Raw genomic sequence first — 21,435 nt, 5'->3', positions numbered from 1 at the left:
GTTTTGTCATTTTGTTTTTATAGTTTTATGACATTTTGACTCGTATTCTTACGATTTTGACCATTTTCGATCAATATTTCACAGGTGGAAATCATGTCTCTTGATGACAATTCTTTAAAAATGTTTCAATTTATCAAGCGGGATGCGTTGGGTTCAATTAACATCGATCCGCTTCAGACGGGCGGGAAGTTAACCGACGCGGCCAAAGCGGCTCTTTTGGAGTGGGGCGACGGTTATTCCGTTTGCGATTATTGCGGCGGCGTCTTGGATTTGATTAAAAAACCACCGATTGAAGAATTTGTACACAAGGCTCTTCCCGAATTTTTAGGCACCGGAGCCGCCCGCGTGACAAACGGCGCGCGTGAATCTAAATTCGCAATTTTTCATTCGCTTGCCAAGGTTGCCGACGGCAAAAATTATGTGGTGATGGACTCGCTTTCACATTATTCGAGCAAAGTTGCTGCCGAGCGGGCAGGCCTTGAGATTGTTTTTACCAAGAAAGTGGACAAACCGGAATACCGGATTTCGCCGGAAGATTTCACGGAAGCGATTGAAGCCGGCATTTCCGCACACGGAAAAAAACCGCTTGTCACACAAATCACCTATCCGGACGGCAGTTACGGTAATTTAGCGGACGTGGCAAAAATCGCCAAAATTTCCCACGAATACGATGTTCCCGTTCTTTTAAACGGCGCGTATTCCGTCGGCCGGATGCCGGTCAACGCAAAAGAGCTTGGTGTTGACTTTATTGTGGGGAGCGGCCACAAATCAATGGCAGCATCCGGTCCGGTCGGTGTCATGGGGGTTACCGACGCGGACAGCGTTTATGCGCAAAATTTATTCCAAAAATCCGCGTACAATAAAGTCAAAGAAGTGGAACTTTTAGGCTGCACATCCCGCGGCGCTCCGATTATGACATTGATGGCGTCTTTTCCGGAAATTGTTAAAAGAACGCGTCCGGAGAATTGGCAAAAAGAAGTCGAAGCAGCGCAATATTTCATTAAACGGTTGGAAGACACCGGACAGTTTATCCATTATGGTCAAAAGCCGCATCAACATGACTTGATCTTTTTGGAGTCCCCCGGGTTTTTTAACATTTCGGAAAAGACTAAGAAGGGGCGCTTTTTCCTGTATCATGAACTCAAGGAAAAGAAAATTCACGGCATCAAAACCGGTCTTACCAAAAATTTCAAAATCAGTACGTTTGGCGTCGGAATGGAAAATCTCAAATACGTGGCGGACGCGTTTGAGGATATTTTGAAAAAATATGATGAAATCTGATCATTTAATGAAAATAAAAGCGGGTATTTTCGACAGACGTCAATAAACCGGACGGCGTTTTTGGCAGCTGCCAAAAATGTGTTGCGGTAATGCGCGCGCTGCCGCAAACGCCAAAAAAACCGAATAAATTAACGAAATAGATAGAATAAAAAAATGATACAGAGGAACGATTTTGGGAACGGAACTGTTGTGGATTTCAATCGCTTTGATGATTATTTCCCTTTTGCTTTACAAGGAAAAAAAGATCTTTGAGGTTTTTTGCGGCGCCGCTTGGCTTCTTTTTGGCGTTTACTGGCTGTCTTTAATCCCGCATTATTATGAAATATCCGATTACACAAATATTTTCCTGGTCATTTTGCTCTTCCTCTTCTGCTTGATTTTGGCCATTTTTATCGGACACGCCTTTAAAGATAAAAGCCGGGAAACAAATCCGGAAAGTCCCCGATCAGCGGCGCTTGAAAAAAAAGTTCAACTTTTCTTTGACGTTACAAAGCTTGTCGCCGTCGTTTGTCTGATTTACATGCCGTTTAAAATGATTGAACCGGTGAATCATTTCCTCATCGACATGGTGGCGGTACAAACCACTTTTCTCCTGAATTTGTTCGGTTACGACGCCGTTCAGACCGCGTACAATACAATTTCCTACAACGGAATCTCCGTCACCATCATTTTAGCGTGTACCGCGATTGAAAGCATTGCGTTTTTCGCTGGACTCGTTTTGTCAGTCCGGACAAAAAATACCAAAAATAAAGTGCTGGCATTCTTGCTGACAGTTCCGATGATTTATGTTTTGAATCTGTTCCGAAATGTTTTTGTGGTCGCCGCTTACGGAGACATGTGGTTTGGCGCCGACAGTTTTCTCATCGCCCACCATTACATCGCCAAAGCCGGATCCGCGATTGCTTTGATTGTTCTGGCATACATCACGCTGAAACTGCTTCCGGAAGTGATGGACATGACGCTCGGGCTTTGGGATTTGGTGGCGGATGAAATCCGTCGGATTTTAAAAATGGGTAAGAAAGAAAAAGCGGGAGAATAACATTTCTCCTTTTGTTTTTTGATTTATTTTCTTTTTTATTTTCTTCATTTTCGTTTCATGGCGGCAACCTACGTGCGCGTTACGGCGGCATATTTTTGAGATAAAGTTCAAAAACGAGAGCTTTTCAATCATTTATTTTTATAATAAACAATTCTATTATTTTTCGGATTCTTTAAAAAAAGATAAATATGTCAGCGACCTTGCTCTTTTCATTGTTTCATCAAAAGTGAAAAGGAGGCAAAAATATGGAAAATAACTCTCAACTTCCGGATATTGAAGATGTTGCCGATTGGTTTTTGAGTCAAGGGTCTTTGCAACACAAAAAGCTTCAAAAATTGTGTTATTATGCGGTGGCTTGGCATTATGCGCTTTTGGATCATCCTCTGTGTTTGCGCGATACATTTCAGGCCTGGGTTCACGGACCGGTCAGCGCGGTTCTGTTTGAAAAATATAAAAAATATGGGTGGACGCGGATTAATTCAAAAGAATGTGGGGTTGATTTTGGAGAATCATTGGAAGTGCTGGAATTTGTTTGGGAATCTTACAAAGACTTGTCTCAATTTCAATTGGAAAATTTAACTCATGAGGAGTTCCCATGGGAAAATGCGAGAGGCAGTTATCAAGAATTCGAACCGGCTTCTGCAATTATTTCTATTGACGATATGAAACTTTATTATCGAAAATTGTACGAAGATTCTCAAAATGATTGAAAATTTTAAAAAGGGGAATAATTATGGGATTTAATTCCGCTTCGTCAAATATTTCTATTGATTCTAAGATTCGGAGCAGGCCGATTTCTTCCAAGCCAAAGAAGTATGCGCCAAAAGTTAAACCATTGGATTATCAATTTGGTATCTCTGCTGAATTAATGGATAAGTTTGTTCAATTTCGTTTTGCGGATTACAAGTCTTGTAAAATTCCGGAAAGATGTTTTTGCAAGCAAACAAAAACCGAACGAAATGAATTAGATAATTTTTTCGAAAAATCATTTTGTTGCCGCATTGATGATTTTCGGAAAGAATAGGGGACAACGCCCACCGGACTAGATTCCGAAACTTGGAGAGACCCGACACATCCGGACCGCGGAAAGCATCCGATTGAGCATGTTCGGGTCAATAATTTATACAGAATTCACGGATACTACACCGGAAACATATTTCACATTGTTTCAATTGATCCGGACCACCAAGTCAACAAATCAAAGTAATTCAAAAGTTACTTTTATTGTTTTTTTCAATACCGTTTTCCGTCGTCATACATCCGTTTCGGTTTTTTGGCGTAAACCCGTTTGATTTTTTTAGCGGTCACGGAATCTCCGGTTCTGGATTTGAAGCCGCCGCTGCGAACTTTAATGGAAACGATCGGATATGTTTTTCCGTCGATTTTGACATTTTGACCGACGACATAAGAGAAGTCTCCCGGAACTTTTTGTTCGACGGATTTGGTGATTTCTTTATCTTGAATGGCAATTTTGACGGTCACTTCATCAATCGCCCGTCCCCAAATCGTTTCAATATCTTTGACAAAGGCAGACGGCGGACGCCGTTCTTTCGTCTCAATGGCCGTCACCATAATCGGATAAGCGGCGCCGGTGGCATCGTCATCGACAATAATTTCGTCGCCAATGAAATAACGTTCTTCTTCATTAAACGTCGTCTGAAGCACAAACGTATTTCCCATTTGACTTACAATCACCTTGACGGTCTTCTTTTTCGGACGGCTCACACGGTAACTGTGGATTTGCCCGCAGTCCATGCATCGTGCGACGGGACTTTGTCCGGATTTGATAATTTCATGCCAGGTTTCGTCCTGAGGCGAGCAGCCGGGGCATTTTAACTCAATGTCTCCAAACAATTCTTCTTCATCATCGTCATTATTTTTCAGCCCGGTGTCCGCCTGTTCTATGCCGTCCGCTTCTTCAACGTCTTCCGCCTTAAATCCGGTCTCTTCAACGTCTTCATTTTTATTCGATTTTTGAACCATAAGAATCAACTCAGCTACAATTGCATAAATAGTATTTGAATTATGGCTTTATTTTTTCTTTTTGCTTTTGTAATATAAAACTATTAATAGAATGCAAATCTCATTATTGAGAAATGCCTCAATTTTGAGACGATTTCTTAAAAGTCAAAAGAAACAGGAAAACTATGGACCAAATTAAATATCTGAAAACGCTTGCACTTCTCGGTTGCGACAAGAAGTTCGTCAAGATTTCCGCCAAAGATTTGGAAAAGGAAATAGACGCCAGCGATAAAACCGTTTCACGCCATCTGAAACTTTTGGAAGAGGAGGGATTGATTGACCGTGAAATGACCGGCACCGGTCAAAACATTATGATCCGCCCGTCCGGCATGAAGCTTCTATCCCACGAATTCGCGGATTACAAAAAAATATTCGGCGCCGATGAAGAACTTGAACTCGACGGAACCGTTGTCTCCGGAATCGGCGAAGGCAAATATTACATTTCAATCAGCGGATACATGAAACAATTTGAAGAAAAATTGTGTTTCAGACCATATCCGGGAACTCTGAATGTCCGGGTCCGGGAATATTCGCTCGCCCTGCGTCGAAAACTCACAGAAATGCCGTTTATTAAAATTAACGGTTTTTCAGAAGGCGGACGAACTTTCGGAAACGGATATTGTTATCCGGCTGAAATTCAAGGTGTCATTTGCGCAATTATCGTTCCCGAGCGGACACATTATCAAGAGGATTTGCTTGAAATCATTGCTCCGACCAATCTGCGGGAAAAATTGCAACTCAAAGACGGAGACGACGTTTCCGTCATTGTCGGGCGTCCGACTTGCCGCTAAAAAGAAGATCCGGCGGCAAAAATCAATTCTAAAAATCAATTCTAAAAATCAATTCTAAAAATCAATTCTAAAAATCAATTCTAAAAATCAATTCTAAAAATCATTCTAAAAATTAATTCCAAAACTTAAATTTAAAAATTAAAATGTCGATTTTAATTTTTGATTCAATTCAGTTCATCTTCTTAAAAAATCATCATCATTAGAGGGAAAACAATGGAAAACTCAGCTATTCAACAACGTCAACAACCTGCTCCATCGGCTGATATTGGTCTTCTGGAACCGGAATATTCCGAAAACATCAAAAACGCGATTTTGGCGATTCGGGAGGGAAGATTTTTCCTGCTGTACGATTCAGATAAACGTGAAGGAGAAACTGATTTTGTTATCAGCGCGACGGCTGTAAAACCGCAAGATGTCAAACGCATGAGAAAAGATGGCGGCGGTTTGATCTGCGTCGCTATTGCTCCTGACGCTGCCAGATGTTTAAAACTTCCGTTTATGGCGGACGTCGTCGATGCTGCCGCCAAAAATTCAACCGCGAAATTGGACATCGGAACCGTTGTGGAAAGGGAAGGCGACATTCAATATGATAAAAAATCATCTTTTTCGCTGTGGGTCAACCACCGGGAAAACCGGACCGGAATTCCCGACAACGACCGCGCCCACACGATTAACCGGCTCGGGGAAATCACCAAAAAAGCGCTGTCCGGGGAACCGGTTGAGTTTTCATCCGAATTCAGAACGCCCGGGCACACCGCAACTCTTCGTGCGGCCGACGGCCTTTTGGATGTCCGACGCGGGCAGACGGAACTTTCAATCGCTTTGGCATTGATGGCCGGTTCCAATCCGGCAACGGTTGTCTGTGAGATGCTTGATGACAACACCGGGTGCGCCTTGTCAAAAGAAGATGCCAAAAATTACGGGCAAAAAAACAACATGATCTTTGTTGAAGGATATGAAGTCGTCGAGGCTTTTGAGATGTGGAAACAAGCAAAACGAATTTAAAAAATACAATAAAATGGAAAAGGAAGATACAATGGATTTGAAAAATTGCACACCTGTTTTGTTTGTCAAAGATGCCCAAAAAGCACGCGAGTTTTACACCGACATTTTGGGAATGACAATCGTTGCGGATTTCGGAGGAATGAATCTTGTTTTTAAAGAAGGATTTGCGCTTTGGCAAATTATGGAAGAAAACATTATTCCCCAAACGCTCGGCCCTGAAAATATTTACAATTCCAAATGTGTAAGCCGTTTTGAGTTGTGCTTTGAAACGGAAGAAATCGACAAAATTTACAAAACCTTGAAGGAAAAAAATGTCAAATTCCTGCACGAAATGAATTTAGAGCTTTGGGGGCAGCAGAACATTCGTTTTTACGATCCGGACGGGCATTTAATCGAAGTCGGCGAATCCATGTCATTTTTCCTCAGAAGAATTTACAATGAGGAAGGACAAAATCTGGAAGCAACGTCCAACCGTACATTTACGCCGCCGGACGTTTTGAAACAAATTCTCGGCATTTAAAAATAACTTTTATTCTCTTTTTTTCTTTATTTTAATATTCCGGGATGCTGTCAAAAAATACACGAGAACGATTAAACGTTTCAATAAACGCCGCGAATGAAATTTCCTCTCGTATATTGGGACCCGTCCGACGATTCTTCGTTTTCAGATTCGTTGTCCGATTTATTGTTTATTCCGGCGTAACTTTCATTTTGCCCGCTCATTTTGCCGTCATTTTGAAGCCGCTCAATCTCTTTTTTATAACGCGCGGCCAATTCGAGAATTTCATCTTCTGTGTGTCCGATTCCGTCAATTCTGAATGCGGTAATGCCGGCATTTTTCAATTTCGGCAGCAAATCAAAAACATTGAGTTCTTTCGAATTAAAAATAAAACTTCTGTTCTTGGAATCGGTCAGCACCGGAAACACAAAGTCTTTTGAATCCTTCAAAGCATAACGGAAAATATCAGAGCCGGTCTTTTTTTGACTCTTTGGAATTTTCATTCCTTTGTTTTCATTCAAGAGCATTTCAAGAAGCGGGTGCTCCGTCACCATCAACCGTTGGCGCCCGAAAACGACACATTCCAGTTCGCCGGCTTCGCTTCTTTTCTCAAAAAGATGTTCCGATAACGCGGAAATATTCCGAATGGAAAGCTCGGGAGAAAGCGCCACAGAAGACACGCCACCATCCAAAAACAGTTCGGCCGCTTCCGAATTAAATATATTAAAAGCGCTATCGGTCGCGATTCTGAATTTTTCGCCGAATTTGGTTCGGACAAAATGATAAACGCCCGGATTGGACGCTAAAATACCGGAAATTCCGAGTTCGGACAGCGTGGAAAATGTCGGATACAAGTCATCAAAGTCTTCTTCTTTGGTGACAAAAGGCATCTTCCAATAAATCTTTTCCAAATCAGAAGCGTTCAGTTCGGCAATTAATTCTTTGAAATCGGAAAGCGTCAAGCCATATTTTTCTTTTGTCAAGGGATCGATAAAAACGTCGCCGCCGACATAAATGCGGTCGGCGCCGCCTGCCAGAGCGGCCGCAACGCTTTCCTTCGTATAAACGGAAATAGAAAGAGCCAATGAATGTGAAATTTGATTTTGAGACGGAACGGATTTTGTTTCATTCAAAGCCAAAAGAGTCTCTTTCAAGTTCGGTTTTGATTTTCGAATCCTTGCCGCCAAGAGCGCCCGCAGCGCCTTGTTGCGCGTCTCTTTAAAGACACCGACCGGGACGAAACAATCATCGATGACTTCGGCGTCAGCCGACAGGACAGCGTAGACGGAAGGACCGAGTTTTGAAAGCATGTCAACAGCCGATTCTTTTGAAAACGGGTTTTTAATGGCCGGCTGAACAATATAGTCGGATTCAATTTTGATCTCATTTCCCTCTTTGTCCGCAGCGGAAATTTCAAGCGCAAAACCGGGACAGACAAAACATTTCATGCGGACCGGGATTTGAACCGGATTTTGAGGCGTCAGTTTTTCAATAAATTCCGCAATGGCGTCATCTTTTTCATCCGTGGTTTTATTTTTCAGAGTCAGGCTTTCAATTTGAAGCCGGATGTCCTCAATTGGTATTTCCGGCAGTGTTTTTTGAATATTTCGCTGAAGATTGAAGTCAAATGTTTTGTAAACGGAATCGCCTGCTTTTGGCATGTACCGATTGTTTTCCCCCTCAAAAAGCACCGGCGCCAAAATGTTGACCGTGTCTCCCGGGCTGGCTTCGCTGACCATTTTTCGAGAAACATACATTTTTTTCACGACAAAACCTTGCCGCGGGTCTTCGACGCCGTCTGTTTCTTTACCGAGGTCGCCGATGGAAATCCCGTCCTGAGAAGAGAGCGCCGCCGCCAGCTGCACACTGATTTGCGCACGTTTCGGATCGACGTCGGTAATTTTTCCGATGAGAAAACCTTTATTGTAAGGAAGTTTCCGGCTCATGAGTTCATTTTTCGGATTTTTGACAAAATAGCCGGACGTAAAATCGCGGTTAAACAATTTTTTTAAGATTTCTCTCTCGTCCAAAGTGGGTCCGACGGATTTTGTTTTTAAATTTTCATTTTTGCGGGAAGGATCATTTTCATGAGCCGCCGCATACCGGTCAATCAGTTTCCGGTAAACGGAAACAACGCCGGCAACATACTCCGGTTTTTTCATACGGCCTTCGATTTTGAATGAATCAACCCCCGCTTCTATCAACCGGAACAAATCATCCGACGCGTTCAAGTCACGGGGGCTGATCAGGTATTTTCCGTCAGTCGTCACCGCTTTTCCGTCAACGACCAACATATATTTTTTCCGGCAGGGCTGTGCGCACTGCCCGCGGTTTCCGCTTCTTCCGCCGACTGCTCCGCTGAACTGGCACTGACCGGAATAGCAAATGCACAAAGCGCCATGGATAAATGTTTCAACTTCAACGCCGGTTTCTTTGATCGCGGAAAGTTCCGCGATATTATTCTCGCGCGCCGGAACAATACGTGAAATGCCTTTCTCTTTTAAGAAAGCGGCATGATAAGAATTGTGAACCGTCATTTGAGTACTGGCATGAATCTGAATCGGGTGCGAGACATCCGGTTGAATTTTTTGAAGCAAATTTAAAAATCCGAAATCTTGGATGATGATTGCGTCCGCCCCCATTTGATAAAGTTCGTTCAAAAGAGCGGCGACTTCTTCCAATTCGTCATCCCGAAAAAGCGTATTGAGCGTGATGTATACTTTTTTCCCGAAAGCGTGCGCAAAGTCAATTCCGATTTCCAGTTCCTCATCCAAAAAATTTCCGGCATAAGCGCGCGCGTTGAATTTGGCGGCACCCATATAAATCGCGTCAGCGCCGTTTTCAATGCCGGCAATTAAAGACAAAAGAGTCCCGGCCGGCGCCAAAAGTTCCGGCTTTTTTTTCCCACAGTTTTCACTCATTTTAAAATCACAACGTCCCATTCTTTCTCATGTATGGTATTCGTACTTCTGTTTAAAAGAACTGCTAGAATAAAATGGTAAGCCTTTAAATCGTTTTGTTTTCCGCCGGTTTATCTCAGGCACACGTTATTGCCGCCGCGTTGGATGAATCGGTAAAACAGAGGGGATAGACTTTTACTAAAAAGAAATAAAAGGAAAAAAGGAGGAAGAAAAAAAGGAGGAAGAAAAAAAGGAGGAAAAAAAAGAGGAGGAAAAATAGAAAGATATAAAAGAAACAGCCAACGGCCTTATTCGCAAACCGGAATGCCGTTCTTTTTAAGCTCTTCTTTTACATCGCCCACGGTATATTTATTGAAGTGAAAAACACTGGCCGCCAGAACCGCGTCGGCGTCGCCTTCTAAAATGCCTTCCACCATGTGGTCAATCGTTCCGACGCCGCCTGAAGCAATTACCGGAATAGAGACAGCCTCGGCCACCGCGCGCGTGGCGGGAAGATCGTATCCGTCGCATGTGCCGTCGCGGTCTTTGCTCGTGAGCAAAATTTCGCAAACGCCGAAATTTTCAACTTCTTGGGCCCAGTCAACGACATCCATACCGGTGCCTACGTTTCCGCCCATGATCACAACTTCATACCAGAATTTTTGGCCGCCTTCTTCAAAGATACGGACGTTCGGAACTTTTATGTCCGGATTTCTTTTACAATCAATCGCAATGACAATTTTGTCCGAACCGAATTTTTCGACGGCCTTGGCGATAAAATTCGGGTCTTTCACGCCGGCCGTGTTGATGGACACTTTTGACGCGCCCGCATCAAGCATTCTTTGAATGTGGTCCATGGTTGAAATGCCGCCGCCGATGGTAAACGGAATGGAAATTTCATTGGCCGCCCGCTCAATCACATCCAGAAGTGTTTCACGTCCTTGGACGGACGCCGTGATATCCAGAAAGACCAAAGCGTCTGCACCTTGCGCTTCATATTTTTTGGCAAACTCCACCGGATCTCCGGCATCTTTGAGTTCTTCAAATTCGACACCTTTTACAACTCGGCCACCTTTTTCATCCAAGAGAAGGTCAAGACAGGGGATAACGCGCTTTTCCTTTGACATAATTTTTACTTAAAAGGTAGTAGTTTATATAGTTTTTTGATGAAATGTTTAACGCTCAATCGTGATATTCAAAAACAAATTCATATTTTTTGAATGAAATTATGAGCCGGAATTATTTTTGACCGATGCCGTATTTTTATCTGATCTTTCGAGTTTCAAACATAAGATTTTTATTCATTTTTCACATTTATTCGGGAAATAACTATTATTCATCTTGATTTTTTGAAAGCATATTTTTTCAAAAAAGAACAAATTTATTTTATTTCAATTTTTAATGGGTATTACATTTATAGGATGAAAGTAATACGGCTATTTCGATTACTTTCCGTTGATGTTTCGGTTGTCTTTTCAATGAATTGGGATTGAAAAGCGGTCGGAGGACTTAAAAATAGGTCGTCAGTTTATGAATGAAATTTCAAGCATGGTCATCTCCCACAAAAAAGCAACAGTGGCTGAAATGGAATGTGCGTGGCCGCTCACCGCAGAAGAGATGCTTCAAAAACTTTATGAAAAAGAATTCGTCTACGAGTGCGTCATTTTAAAAACGTGCAATCGGGCGGAAATCTATGTTGTTTCCGAAAGGGGCAGCAGCGTCTTATTTAATTTTTCAAAGGAAATGGGTGTTGAAACACGCATTGTTGACTTTTATGATCATGACGAATCTTTGGAGCATCTTTTAAGGCTGTCCTGCGGACTTGAATCCATGATCGTCGGCGAAGACCAAATTCTGGGACAAATCAAAGACGCGTACACACTTGCCGTCAAGAAAAAAACAATCGGTCGAGTTCTTGACACGGCGTTTACCAAAGCGATCCAAGTTGGAAAACGCGCGCGGACAGAAACACGGATTAACAAAGGGTCCGTATCCATCGGCTCGGCCGCCGTCGAGCTTGCGGAAGACTGCCTGGGCGGCCTTGAAGGAAAATCCATCATGGTCGTCGGAGTCGGCGAAATCGGCGTGCTGGTCGCGCGCGCGCTGGCGGACAAAAACTTGGACGCGATTTATATTTCGAACCGGACATACAAAAAAGCGCAGGATTTGGCGTTTGAGCTGGGCGGAAAAGCGATTCATTTTGACGACATCGTGTCTCATTTGGAAAAAGCCGACGTTTTAATCAGCGCAACCGGTGCGCCTCATTATGTTTTGACAAAAATAACCGTCGAAAAAAGCCTTCCGAAGCGAAACGGAAAACCTCTTTTTATGGTCGACATCGCCAACCCGCGCGATATTGAAGAAGCGGTCTCGGAACTTCCGGGCGTGACGTTGTGCAACATCGATAATCTGCGTGTTGTCAGTGAAAAAACGCTGAAAATGAGAAATGAGGAAGCAAAAAAAGTGGTCGAGATCATTGACGAGGAACTGATTCTTGTGAATAAACAGTTTAAGCGCCAAAAAGCAGACTACATCGTGGCGGAACTTTATAAAGGCGTCTACGGCATCCGGGAAGAAGAAAAGAATAAAGCCGTCAACAAATTCCGCGTCAAGCATACAATTGGCGAATTTGAAGAAAATATTTTGGAAAATTTAACGCACGCGATTGCCAACCAAATTTTGGCGGAGCCGACCAAAATCCTCAGAAACGCCGCGGAGCAAAACAATGACGAACTGCTTGAAGCGGTTGCCCAGGTATTTAACATCAAAACGGACAGCATAAAATCAGAACATTGCTCTTGCGAAGAAAAAAATAAATAATAGAAGCGAAATCAACCTAAAATGATTCTGATCATATCACCTATGATTCTTATCATAAAAATTGGCGTTTTAAAAACCGCTATCAAGCATAACTATTAACAACAAAACGAACACAGTAAACCAAAATAACCAATGAAAAACGACCCATGAAACAATACAGCCGTTAAAGCGGCGACAAACAAAAACTATTTATAATTTTTAACATTGGGGATGTGTCATGGAAGAAAAATTAAAAGATGTTATAAACGAACAGATGGATTTAGTCATTATTTCATTACGGGACGACGACGATTACGGTGTTTCGATTCTGACGATTCAGGACGATGACCCGGTTTGTCAAATCAAACTTTACCAAAACCCGCTGGATTTGGACGGGAAAAGTTTTTCAAAAGCGATGGAAGAACTGAATGATTACTCCAAGGTGTATGTTGAGGAATCCAATGATATTTATGAGGTTTTAAACGTCCACCGCGATTTCTGTCTTCATCCGGAAATGACGCCGGAAGAGTTCGATAAAATCAATGTCCGTATTCTTCAAAGCAGCGCCGACCTTGAAAAAGTCTTGAAAAAAGGCGTCAAAGGCATGTTTAATTATTTTGCGATTGAAACAAAATGAATCAGCCGGAGGATTTAAGCGCTTGAACGAATTCTAAATTGACGCGTTTGGCGTCTTTTTCCTCAAAGATTCATTTTTAAATAATTTATTTTCTGAGTCGGTTTTTTCGTTTTGTTCATAATTCGTTCATTTAATTCGTTCATTTAATTCGTTCATTTAATATCTGTTCAGTTCTTTTTTATACAACCACCGTTTACATGATTCATTTATTTTTGAACACTTATTTCCAATAATTTTCAAAGCTGATTCAGGAGATCCAAATGCCATTCCCAGTAAACAGAATGCGGCGGCTCAGATCCGGAAACTTAATCAAAGAAATGGTCCGGGAAAATACGTTATCGGTATCGGATTTGATTTACCCGTTTTTCGTGGACGAAAACGCAACAAAAAAAGTTCCGGTGTCCTCCATGCCGGGTGTTTTCCGCTGGCCGCTCAACCTCTCGGTTGACGCCGCGCGTGAAGCTTTTGAGTTGAAAATTCCGGCCGTTTTGATTTTTGGAATCCCGAAATCAAAAGACGCCAAAGGAACTCATTCTTACGGGGAATCTGATGTCGTTCAGGAAGCGGTCCGCCGGATCAAAGCGGAATTTGGCGACAAACTGCTTGTGGTGACCGACTTGTGCATGTGCGAATACACAGATCACGGACACTGCGGCATTGTGGACATGAAAACGCATGAAATTTTAAACGATGAAACGCTGCCGGTTCTCGGAAAAATTGCCGTCAGCCACGCCAAAGCCGGCGCCGATATCATCGCGCCGTCCGGAATGATGGACGGAATGATTGCGGCGATTCGGTCGGCCTTGGATGAAAACGGTTTTTCGAACACGCCGATCATGTCTTATTCGTCCAAATACGCGTCCGTCTTTTACGGACCGTTCCGGGACGCCGCCGATTCCGGTTTTTGTTTCGGCGACCGCGCGTCTTACCAAATGGACCCGGCAAACAGCGACGAAGCTGTTCGTGAAACACAACTGGATGTGGAAGAGGGCGCCGATATTTTAATGGTAAAACCCGGCATGCCGTATCTGGATATTGTTTTTCGCATCAAGCAAGAGTTTAAAATGCCGCTTGCGATTTATCAGGTGAGCGGAGAATATTCCATGATCAAAGCGGCCGCCAAAAACGGCTGGTTGGATGAGGAAAAATGTTTCCACGAATCGATGATCTCCATGAAACGCGCCGGCGCCGATATGATCATTACGTATTACGCCAAGGAAATGGCAGCGATTCTGTCTCGAAAATAATGGATTTTTCATATTGAGGCGAAGATTTTTATTTATAATTGAAGATTCAGCGGGGATTTCAATGGTCAAAAATAATGAAACGGGATTTCATGCCAACCACACCCAATCGGAAAAATTATACGATACCGCCAAAAAAATAATTCCGGGCGGCGTCAGCAGTCCGGTGCGCGCCATTAAACCGTTCCCGTTCTATACGGCGTCTGCCAACGGTTCTAAGATGTATGACGCGGACGGCAACGCGTTTATCGATTACTGTATGGCATATGGCCCCGCGATTCTCGGGCACAACCATCCGGTGATTAAACAAGCGATTTCGGCGCAACTGGATAAAGGCTGGCTGTACGGAACGCCGACAGAACTTGAAATTGATTTGGCAAAACGCATTCAATCCTATTTCCCGTCTGCTGAAATGATGCGGTTCGTGTCGTCCGGTTCGGAAGCGACGATGAGCGCGATTCGTCTCGCGCGCGGATTTACCAAAAAGAATAAAATTATCAAAATCGAAGGCGGATTCCATGGCGCACACGACGCTGTTTTGGTCAAAGCCGGATCCGGCGCAACCACGCACGGCGAGCCGAACTCTCCCGGAATTCCCGCGGATGTGACCAAAAATACACTTCAAGTGCCGTACAATGACATTGAGGCGATGGCCGACGTCATTGAGAAAAATAAAAATGACATGGCGGCCGTCATCATCGAGCCGGTCCTCGGAAACATCGGCCCGGTTCTTCCAAAAGACGGTTATTTGCAGGAACTCCGAAAACTCACGGCGGAAAACGATTGTTTATTGATTTTTGACGAGGTCATCACCGGTTTTCGGCTGGCGGCCGGCGGCGCCCAAGAATATTACAACATCAAGCCCGATTTGACGACGCTTGGAAAAATCGTCGGCGGCGGCATGCCGGTCGGCGTTTTTGGCGGCCGAAAAGAAATTCTGGAATTAATTTCTCCCAACGGTCCTGTTTATCAAGCCGGAACATTCAGCGGAAGCCCTTGTTCTATGGCGGCGGGAATCGCCACATTGGATTATATGAAACAAAACAACATCTGGGCAGCACTGAACAAAAAAGGCGACGCTTTTAGAAAATCGCTGTCCGACATTGTCGCGGACAAAAAATTAGATTATTATGTCGGCGGCATCGCGTCCTTGTTTGTAATCTTTTTCGGGCAAAAACCCGCGAATTACCAAGATGTTTTGAAATGTGATTCAGCATCCTACATGCGGTTTTTTGAGCGGATGCTGAACGACGGCGTCTTTTTGCCGCCGTCTCAATTTGAAACAAACTTTATCTCAACGGCGCACACAGATGAAGATTATGAAAAAACGCTCTTGGCGGTTGAGAAAAATTTACCGAAAGCGAAATAAAAGAACAGATTCTTTGCAGAACAGAAAATCGGAAGCTTAAATTTATCATTTAATTTTGGAAAAAGGAAACATATTATGATTATCGGAACGCGCGGAAGCAATTTGGCTTTGGTTCAAACCCGGAAGGTGGCCGAGCTTTTAAAAGAAAAAGGATTTCCGACAACGGAGCAAATCATCAAAACAGACGGCGACCGTTTCACGGACCGACCGCTTTACCAAGTTTCAACCGGCGTCGGCGCCTTTGTCCGAGAGCTTGACGACGCAATGATCGCGGACGGCATTGAAATCGCGGTTCACTCAATGAAAGATTTACCAACGATCCGCCCGCCGGAATTGGTTACCGCCGCCGTTTTGGAACGGGATTCTCCGTATGATGTGTTGCTCACAAAAGAAGGGCTGACCATTGACGAACTGCCGAAAAACGCGATCATTGGTACCAGTTCCATGCGCCGGCGTGCGCAATTGCTCCGGTACCGTCCCGACCTTCAAATTGAGGAACTTCGGGGAAACATCGACACCCGTCTCCGAAAATTAAACGAAGGACAATATGACGGTATTCTTTTGGCGGAGGCCGGTCTTGAACGTATGGGTTGGGACGATATTGTGCGCGTCCGCCTGCCGATTGACGAGTTTTGCCCGTCCCCGAATCAGGGAACTGTGGCAGTGGTCGCCCTCGCCGGAACGCCGGCAGTGGAAGCCGTATCACTTTTAAATCATCTTTCTTCCCAAATTGAAACGCAAACCGAGCGCTTGGTCGTCAAAGATTTGGAAGGCGGCTGCACGACACCGATTGGTTCTTACGCAAAATTTGAACCGAACGGCAAAAAAATACGGGTGCGAGCAGAAGTCTTATCCTGCGACGGAACCAAAAGCATTAAAGTCGATGAAAAAATTTCCGTGGAAAATTGGAAAGCAGAAGCTGAAATGTTGGGAAAAAAGCTGGCGGAGTCCGGCGGCAAAATGCTTGCGGAAGAAGCGATTTGTTATATTCAAGATTTGAAAGAAAAAAAGAACAAATGATTATTTATTATTTTTCACACTTTAAACATGAGGCAGATGCTTCATTTGAAATGATTGGCATTGAATTTTGAAATCGGGATATTTATGTATCAAATTGCGGGCATTTTTCTTCAAAATCCGACGCTTCTGGCGGCCGGTGTTTTGGGAACCACGGGCGCCTCTATGGCGCGCCAAATCCGAAACGGCGCGGGCGGCGTCGTCACAAAATCCATCGGTCCGGTTCCGGTATTCGGACATCCGAATCCGTCGATGGTTCGGCTGAACCATGGTTTTATCAACGCGATGGGCCTTCCGAATCCTTCTTTTGAAGAATTCCGTCCGGAAATTGATTTTGTCAAAAACAAAAAAAATAACACCGGCGGCGTGCCGGTCGTCGCGAGTATTTTCGGCGGCGACAGCAAAGATTTCGTGGCGGTGGCGAAAGGGCTTTTGCCGGCAAAACCGGACGCGTTTGAATTGAACTTAAGCTGCCCGCATGCGAAAGGTTACGGCGCGGACATCGGCAGCCAACCCGACCACGTGGAAGAAATCACGGCAGCTGTCAAAGATATTGTCGATATTCCGGTGTGGGTGAAATTGACACCGAACGTGGCCAACATCAAAGACATCGGGCTTGCGGCGCAGGCCGGCGGTGCCGACGCGGTTGTTGCGATTAACACCGTCCGAGCGATGGCGATTGATATTTATTCCGGCTGGCCGGTTCTTGGGAACCGTTCGGGTGGACTTTCGGGTGCGGCTGTTAAACCGGTGGCAGTCAAATGCGTTTATGATTTGTATGAAGCGTTGGACATCCCGGTGATCGGCGTCGGCGGCATTTCTTCCTGGGAAGATATGATTGAAATGATGATGGCAGGCGCATCGGCGGTTCAAATCGGATCGGCCGTTTATGAAAATGATTTTGTTTTCCGGGATGTTTGGTCCGGAGCCGAGCGGTTTATGAAAGAAAACGGTTATTCTTTATCCGAAATCACCGGACTTGCCCATACCAAAAAGCTGTCAGCTTCCGGCACCGGTGTGTCTGATAACAAATCCTGCTCCGGAGGGAAAAAATGACCGATAACAATTGTTTTTCATTCGGCGGTCTTCCGAAAAACGCCAAAATCGTCAAAATCATCGATGAAGCTCAAAATCAAAAGCGAACGCTTCTTTTTGACGTCGATTTTGAAAAGGCGGCGCCCGGGCAGTTTTGCATGGTTTGGATTCGCGGAACGGATGAAATTCCGCTCGGTTGCTCATCCAAAAACGGCGTGACGTTTCAAGTGGTCGGCGATGCGACCAAAACTCTTTTTGACTTAAAAGTCGGCGATTCGGTCGGTCTTCGCGGACCGTTCGGACACGGCTTTTCGCTTCCGAAAAAAGGAGATAATATCTTGATTGTCGCGGGCGGAATCGGCGCCGCGCCCTTAGCGCCTTTGGCCGAAAAATCCAAAGAAATCGGCGCCAAAGTCACGACCATTTTGGGCGCCAGAAGCGGCAACGATTTGATTTTTGAGAAACGGTTCAAAGAGATCGGCAACGTTTTACTGACGACCGATGATGGTTCACTGGGACGAAAAGGTTTTGTGACCACTGTTCTCTCGGAACAGAATCTCTCCGAATATTCCAAAATCTATGTTTGCGGTCCTGAAATCATGATGAAATTCGTGATGGATATTTTGATTCAGAAAAATGCGGTGGAAAAGTCCGAATTTTCAATGGAGCGTTACTTTAAGTGCGGCATCGGCGTTTGCGGTGCCTGCTGCATGGATGAGACCGGCGTCCGGATTTGTAAAGACGGTCCGGTTTTTCCGGGGACGGCTCTTTTGAATTCGGAATTCGGCAAATATCATCGTGATGCTTCCGGAAAACGGATAAAATATTAACGTTCAAGCTTTCGGATTTCCGGCACTCGTTTTCAGACGTTTTTCAGAAACACTTCCGGAAAGTCCTTCGCTTTTGAAAATCCATCCGACAAAAAGTTTATAGACAAAACTTGACTTTTCACATCATGGACTCTTTTAAACAAAAAGCGGTTGTCTTTGACTGTGCGGGAACGCTGGTTGAAATGTACCGCGTCACGAAAGAAATGGAATCGGGGGAAGTCATCTCCGAAGCCGACAATTTACAATTGGTTTCCAAAACAGAACGTTGCGGACTGGTCATCTTGGACGCGCCGGTCGATCTCATCAAATCCCAGGAACCGGAGTTGCTTTTATCCGAGTTTTTGCGCGCGGAACAAATTCCGTTCGGAATTGCCTACGCAACCAAAGGGTTTGAAACGGGAGACATTTCCCGCATTCTTTTATCGGACGAGACGCAAATTTATCATTTTCATGAAACGAATGAAAAGGCTGTTGACTTTTTTGACGATATCATTTACGAAGTCTCCGGGTTCGTCGCCGACGCCCGGATTGATAAAATATCTTATGTGATGAGCACCGGCGGAAAACTGTTTGAAAACGCCCGACACGTGGTGGATGCGCTCCGATCCGAATATGATATTTTTATCGCGTCGGGAGACAATTATGATAACTTATACAGGGTGGCGGAAAAATTAGGAATTCCGGATGACAATGTTTTCGGGCTTTGTAATGACCGGAAAAAACTCGAAATCGTTCTGGACCTTGGAAACCATTATCCGTTCGTCGCAATGGTCGGCGACGGTCTCAACGACAAACTGGCGCTTGAAGCTTCCGATTGCGGAATTCTGATCAGCCGGCACAATTACCACACCCCGGACGAACTCAAAGACGTTTCCGATTTTGTGATCGGCGACTTGGGCCAGTGTGTTGAAATTTTAAATGATTTTTAAGTAAAAAATAATAAAATAAAGGAACATCATTAAATAAGAATAATTCCTATTTAAATTTCTATTTTTGAATTAATTTGAATAAATAATAGAAAATATAAAAATAGTTGCATATTTATATAAATACTCATACTAAAGTAAGCGTCAAAAATAAACAATTTTCACGCAGAGATTATTAATAGAATCTCATAAAATACCATTCTATTTCATTACATTACAGGATAAATAATGAAGCCAATGACGTAAGTTAAATCAAATTATCTATGAAAAAGGACGGAGGAAATTTTTAATGTCTGTATTTATTGAGGTCAAAAACCTGTCCGTTGATTTTGACGGGAAATTTGTCCTCAAAAACGTGAATTTAACGGTGGAAGAAGGCGAAGTCATCGGCATCCTCGGAAAAAGCGGCGCCGGAAAAACGATTTTGATGCATATTTTGAGAGGAACGGAAAACGTCGGGCATGCCACCGGTGAGGTTTTGTATCACATCGCCAAATGTGACGGCTGCCACCGGGTGGAATTCCCCAGCCGAGTCGGAGAAACATGCAGTTGCGGGTGCGGCGATAAATTAAAACCGTATACCATTGATTTTACCAAAACGGGTTTGTATGACGAAGAGCGAAAAGATGTGACAAAACGCGTCTCCATTATGATTCAACGCACTTTCGCTCTTTACGGAGACGACAGCGTTCTGACAAACATCTTAAACGCGTTGACCGAAGTCGGATACCAGGGAACGGATACGATTAGAAAAGCAGCCGACCTCTTGGAAGAAGTCAACATGTCCCACCGGATGCTGCATATCGCGCGCGAATTGTCGGGCGGTGAAAAACAGCGTGTTGTTCTCGCCCGTCAGCTTGTCAAAGAGCCGCTCATTCTTTTGGCCGACGAGCCGACCGGAACGCTTGACCCGATGAACGCGGAACTCGTGCACCAAGTGATTATGAACGCCGTCGAAACCCGTCAAATGTCCATGGTCATCACGTCCCACTGGCCGGATGTGATTTTGGAACTCGCGCACAAAGCGGTTCTCCTGGACAACGGCGAAGTTGTCGAGATCGGTGACCCGAAAGAGATCGTCGGAAAATTCATGAGAAGCCATACCGGCATTGAAACCAAAAAACCGGAAAGCTTTGGCGAACCGATCATTAAAGTGGAAAATCTCACCAAAAAATTCGTCTCGGTTGACCGCGGTGTCGTCCGAGCCGTCGATGACATCTCTTTTGAAGTTCATGAAAAAGAAATTTTCGGCTTGATCGGCCTTTCCGGCGCCGGAAAAACGTCCACGTCTAAAATGTTAATCGGCGTTTTGCCGCCGACTTCCGGATCCATCAACGTCCGAATCGGCGAAGACTGGGTGGATATGACCGTCCCGGGCGTTGATAACAAAGGCCGGGCGACTAAATACATGGGGATTCTCTATCAGGAATACAGTTTGTATCCGCACAGCTGCATCATTGAAAATTTAACGGAATCCATCAGTTTGGACCTTCCGTATGAATTGGGCGTCCGAAAAGCCATTCAGGCGCTTAAAGTCGCCGGATTTTCGGAAAACGCCGCCAAAAGCATTTTGGAAAAGCAGGCGTTTGAACTCAGCGAAGGAGAACGTCACCGTGTCGCTATGGCACAGGTTTTGATGAAAGAGCCTTTAATTGTGATTATGGATGAGCCGACCGGAACGATGGACCCGCTGACGCGGGCGGCCGTCACGAATTCGATTTTAAACGCCCGCGAAAAACTCGGCGAAACATTTATCATCGTGTCCCATGATATGGATTTCGTCCAAGAAGTTTGCGACCGTGTCGCTTTCATGAAAAACGGAAAGATTGTCGCGACCGGAGAGCCGAAAGAAATTGTCAGCCAACTGTTGTGCGAAAAAGACGCCGTCAAAAAATGCAAACCCGGCGACAAAAAAGACAAAGGCGGCGACAATAAAAACCAAAAAGAAAAAGGACCCGGCAAAGCCGAACTGGACGAATTTGCCGAAAAAGACGAGGCGAAAGGAGAAATCAATACGGAAGGCGGATGCTGTACATAACGG

Annotated in this window: 19 protein-coding genes and 1 pseudogene; 17 read left to right on the top strand and 3 right to left on the bottom strand. The window is 44.4% G+C overall.

What is annotated here, in order from left to right; all coding sequences use genetic code 11:
• The first annotated feature begins 93 nt into the window (after positions 1-93).
• From pscS to MsAc7_RS08965, 5 genes and pseudogenes are all read left to right on the top strand, one after another.
• Positions 94-1,281 carry an O-phospho-L-seryl-tRNA:Cys-tRNA synthase gene (gene pscS, locus MsAc7_RS04440; protein WP_338103381.1) on the top strand — a complete coding sequence of 396 codons (1,188 nt, stop codon included), beginning with the start codon at positions 94-96 and terminating at the stop codon, positions 1,279-1,281.
• Positions 1,282-1,453: 172 nt separating this feature from the next.
• Positions 1,454-2,320: an archaeosortase A gene (gene artA, locus MsAc7_RS04435; protein WP_338103379.1), complete on the top strand. Its 867-nt coding sequence runs from the start codon at positions 1,454-1,456 to the stop codon at positions 2,318-2,320.
• 245 nt (positions 2,321-2,565) lie between these two features.
• The gene (locus MsAc7_RS04430) at positions 2,566-3,030 is read left to right on the top strand and encodes a Panacea domain-containing protein (protein WP_338103378.1); all 465 of its coding nucleotides are present in this window, start codon (positions 2,566-2,568) and stop codon (positions 3,028-3,030) included.
• Positions 3,031-3,053: 23 nt separating this feature from the next.
• On the top strand, positions 3,054-3,344 hold the full coding sequence (locus tag MsAc7_RS04425; protein ID WP_338103376.1) for a hypothetical protein: 291 nt from the start codon (positions 3,054-3,056) through the stop codon (positions 3,342-3,344).
• A 66-nt stretch (positions 3,345-3,410) separates the two neighbouring features.
• A pseudogene (locus tag MsAc7_RS08965) lies at positions 3,411-3,527 on the top strand (MAG6450 family protein); the annotation flags it as partial.
• A 26-nt stretch (positions 3,528-3,553) separates the two neighbouring features.
• Here MsAc7_RS08965 and MsAc7_RS04420 read toward each other — a convergent pair.
• The gene (locus MsAc7_RS04420) at positions 3,554-4,303 is read right to left on the bottom strand and encodes an HVO_0476 family zinc finger protein (protein WP_338103375.1); all 750 of its coding nucleotides are present in this window, start codon (positions 4,301-4,303) and stop codon (positions 3,554-3,556) included.
• A 164-nt stretch (positions 4,304-4,467) separates the two neighbouring features.
• On the opposite strand from MsAc7_RS04420, the gene MsAc7_RS04415 reads away from it, so the two are divergent.
• The 3 genes from MsAc7_RS04415 (at position 4,468) to MsAc7_RS04405 (ending at position 6,658) form a co-directional block, all read left to right on the top strand.
• Positions 4,468-5,133: a winged helix-turn-helix domain-containing protein/riboflavin kinase gene (locus MsAc7_RS04415; RefSeq protein WP_338103374.1), complete on the top strand. Its 666-nt coding sequence runs from the start codon at positions 4,468-4,470 to the stop codon at positions 5,131-5,133.
• A gap of 213 nt (positions 5,134-5,346) precedes the next feature.
• Entirely contained in the window at positions 5,347-6,138 is a 792-nt protein-coding gene (ribB, locus tag MsAc7_RS04410) for a 3,4-dihydroxy-2-butanone-4-phosphate synthase (RefSeq protein WP_338103373.1), read from the top strand.
• Between the two features lie 31 nt (positions 6,139-6,169).
• Entirely contained in the window at positions 6,170-6,658 is a 489-nt protein-coding gene (locus MsAc7_RS04405; protein ID WP_338103372.1) for a VOC family protein, read from the top strand.
• A gap of 80 nt (positions 6,659-6,738) precedes the next feature.
• Here the strand turns inward: MsAc7_RS04405 and MsAc7_RS04400 are convergent, their stop codons facing one another.
• Both MsAc7_RS04400 and hisF read right to left on the bottom strand, forming a co-directional pair.
• Positions 6,739-9,558 carry a U32 family peptidase gene (locus MsAc7_RS04400; RefSeq protein WP_338103371.1) on the bottom strand — a complete coding sequence of 940 codons (2,820 nt, stop codon included), beginning with the start codon at positions 9,556-9,558 and terminating at the stop codon, positions 6,739-6,741.
• Between the two features lie 287 nt (positions 9,559-9,845).
• On the bottom strand, positions 9,846-10,664 hold the full coding sequence (hisF, locus tag MsAc7_RS04395; RefSeq protein ID WP_338103370.1) for an imidazole glycerol phosphate synthase subunit HisF: 819 nt from the start codon (positions 10,662-10,664) through the stop codon (positions 9,846-9,848).
• A 403-nt stretch (positions 10,665-11,067) separates the two neighbouring features.
• Between hisF and hemA the strand changes: the two genes are divergently transcribed.
• The 9 genes from hemA (at position 11,068) to atwA (ending at position 21,432) form a co-directional block, all read left to right on the top strand.
• Entirely contained in the window at positions 11,068-12,357 is a 1,290-nt protein-coding gene (gene hemA / locus MsAc7_RS04390; protein WP_338103369.1) for a glutamyl-tRNA reductase, read from the top strand.
• 217 nt (positions 12,358-12,574) lie between these two features.
• On the top strand, positions 12,575-12,973 hold the full coding sequence (locus MsAc7_RS04385) for a hypothetical protein (protein WP_338103368.1): 399 nt from the start codon (positions 12,575-12,577) through the stop codon (positions 12,971-12,973).
• Between the two features lie 260 nt (positions 12,974-13,233).
• The gene (hemB, locus tag MsAc7_RS04380) at positions 13,234-14,220 is read left to right on the top strand and encodes a porphobilinogen synthase (RefSeq protein WP_338103367.1); all 987 of its coding nucleotides are present in this window, start codon (positions 13,234-13,236) and stop codon (positions 14,218-14,220) included.
• A 61-nt stretch (positions 14,221-14,281) separates the two neighbouring features.
• Positions 14,282-15,586 carry a glutamate-1-semialdehyde 2,1-aminomutase gene (gene hemL, locus MsAc7_RS04375; protein ID WP_338103366.1) on the top strand — a complete coding sequence of 435 codons (1,305 nt, stop codon included), beginning with the start codon at positions 14,282-14,284 and terminating at the stop codon, positions 15,584-15,586.
• 75 nt (positions 15,587-15,661) lie between these two features.
• Positions 15,662-16,606, top strand: a complete 945-nt coding sequence (hemC, locus tag MsAc7_RS04370) for a hydroxymethylbilane synthase (protein WP_338103365.1) — start codon at positions 15,662-15,664, stop codon at positions 16,604-16,606.
• A gap of 84 nt (positions 16,607-16,690) precedes the next feature.
• Positions 16,691-17,659 carry a dihydroorotate dehydrogenase gene (locus MsAc7_RS04365; RefSeq protein WP_338103364.1) on the top strand — a complete coding sequence of 323 codons (969 nt, stop codon included), beginning with the start codon at positions 16,691-16,693 and terminating at the stop codon, positions 17,657-17,659.
• Positions 17,656-18,468, top strand: coding sequence for a dihydroorotate dehydrogenase electron transfer subunit (locus MsAc7_RS04360; RefSeq protein WP_338103363.1), 813 nt, complete (start codon positions 17,656-17,658; stop codon positions 18,466-18,468). Before MsAc7_RS04365 ends, MsAc7_RS04360 begins: the two co-directional genes overlap by 4 nt.
• A 125-nt stretch (positions 18,469-18,593) precedes the next feature.
• Complete coding sequence (locus MsAc7_RS04355; RefSeq protein ID WP_338103362.1) at positions 18,594-19,397, top strand: HAD family hydrolase; 804 nt, start codon at positions 18,594-18,596, stop codon at positions 19,395-19,397.
• Between the two features lie 286 nt (positions 19,398-19,683).
• Positions 19,684-21,432, top strand: coding sequence for a methyl coenzyme M reductase system, component A2 (gene atwA / locus MsAc7_RS04350; protein ID WP_338103361.1), 1,749 nt, complete (start codon positions 19,684-19,686; stop codon positions 21,430-21,432).
• The last annotated feature ends 3 nt before the right edge of the window (positions 21,433-21,435 follow it).

This window comes from Methanolapillus millepedarum, from assembly GCF_032594115.1.
GTDB classification, from domain to species: domain Archaea; phylum Halobacteriota; class Methanosarcinia; order Methanosarcinales; family Methanosarcinaceae; genus Methanolapillus; species Methanolapillus millepedarum.
Note: the sequence above shows the minus strand (reverse complement) of the source record. Positions and strands in the feature narration are given on the sequence as shown.

What these genes read in the sequence shown, in the direction of transcription:
- pscS (WP_338103381.1), top strand. Translation starts at nt 94, where the DNA reads ATGTCTCTTGATGACAATTCTTTAAAAATGTTTCAATTTATCAAGCGG.
- MsAc7_RS04430 (WP_338103378.1), top strand. Translation starts at nt 2,566, where the DNA reads ATGGAAAATAACTCTCAACTTCCGGATATTGAAGATGTTGCCGATTGG.
- MsAc7_RS04425 (WP_338103376.1), top strand. Translation starts at nt 3,054, where the DNA reads ATGGGATTTAATTCCGCTTCGTCAAATATTTCTATTGATTCTAAGATT.
- MsAc7_RS04420 (WP_338103375.1), bottom strand. Translation starts at nt 4,303, where the DNA reads ATGGTTCAAAAATCGAATAAAAATGAAGACGTTGAAGAGACCGGATTT.
- MsAc7_RS04415 (WP_338103374.1), top strand. Translation starts at nt 4,468, where the DNA reads ATGGACCAAATTAAATATCTGAAAACGCTTGCACTTCTCGGTTGCGAC.
- ribB (WP_338103373.1), top strand. Translation starts at nt 5,347, where the DNA reads ATGGAAAACTCAGCTATTCAACAACGTCAACAACCTGCTCCATCGGCT.
- MsAc7_RS04405 (WP_338103372.1), top strand. Translation starts at nt 6,170, where the DNA reads ATGGATTTGAAAAATTGCACACCTGTTTTGTTTGTCAAAGATGCCCAA.
- MsAc7_RS04400 (WP_338103371.1), bottom strand. Translation starts at nt 9,558, where the DNA reads ATGAGTGAAAACTGTGGGAAAAAAAAGCCGGAACTTTTGGCGCCGGCC.
- hisF (WP_338103370.1), bottom strand. Translation starts at nt 10,664, where the DNA reads ATGTCAAAGGAAAAGCGCGTTATCCCCTGTCTTGACCTTCTCTTGGAT.
- hemA (WP_338103369.1), top strand. Translation starts at nt 11,068, where the DNA reads ATGAATGAAATTTCAAGCATGGTCATCTCCCACAAAAAAGCAACAGTG.
- MsAc7_RS04385 (WP_338103368.1), top strand. Translation starts at nt 12,575, where the DNA reads ATGGAAGAAAAATTAAAAGATGTTATAAACGAACAGATGGATTTAGTC.
- hemB (WP_338103367.1), top strand. Translation starts at nt 13,234, where the DNA reads ATGCCATTCCCAGTAAACAGAATGCGGCGGCTCAGATCCGGAAACTTA.
- hemL (WP_338103366.1), top strand. Translation starts at nt 14,282, where the DNA reads ATGGTCAAAAATAATGAAACGGGATTTCATGCCAACCACACCCAATCG.
- hemC (WP_338103365.1), top strand. Translation starts at nt 15,662, where the DNA reads ATGATTATCGGAACGCGCGGAAGCAATTTGGCTTTGGTTCAAACCCGG.
- MsAc7_RS04365 (WP_338103364.1), top strand. Translation starts at nt 16,691, where the DNA reads ATGTATCAAATTGCGGGCATTTTTCTTCAAAATCCGACGCTTCTGGCG.
- MsAc7_RS04360 (WP_338103363.1), top strand. Translation starts at nt 17,656, where the DNA reads ATGACCGATAACAATTGTTTTTCATTCGGCGGTCTTCCGAAAAACGCC.
- MsAc7_RS04355 (WP_338103362.1), top strand. Translation starts at nt 18,594, where the DNA reads ATGGACTCTTTTAAACAAAAAGCGGTTGTCTTTGACTGTGCGGGAACG.
- atwA (WP_338103361.1), top strand. Translation starts at nt 19,684, where the DNA reads ATGTCTGTATTTATTGAGGTCAAAAACCTGTCCGTTGATTTTGACGGG.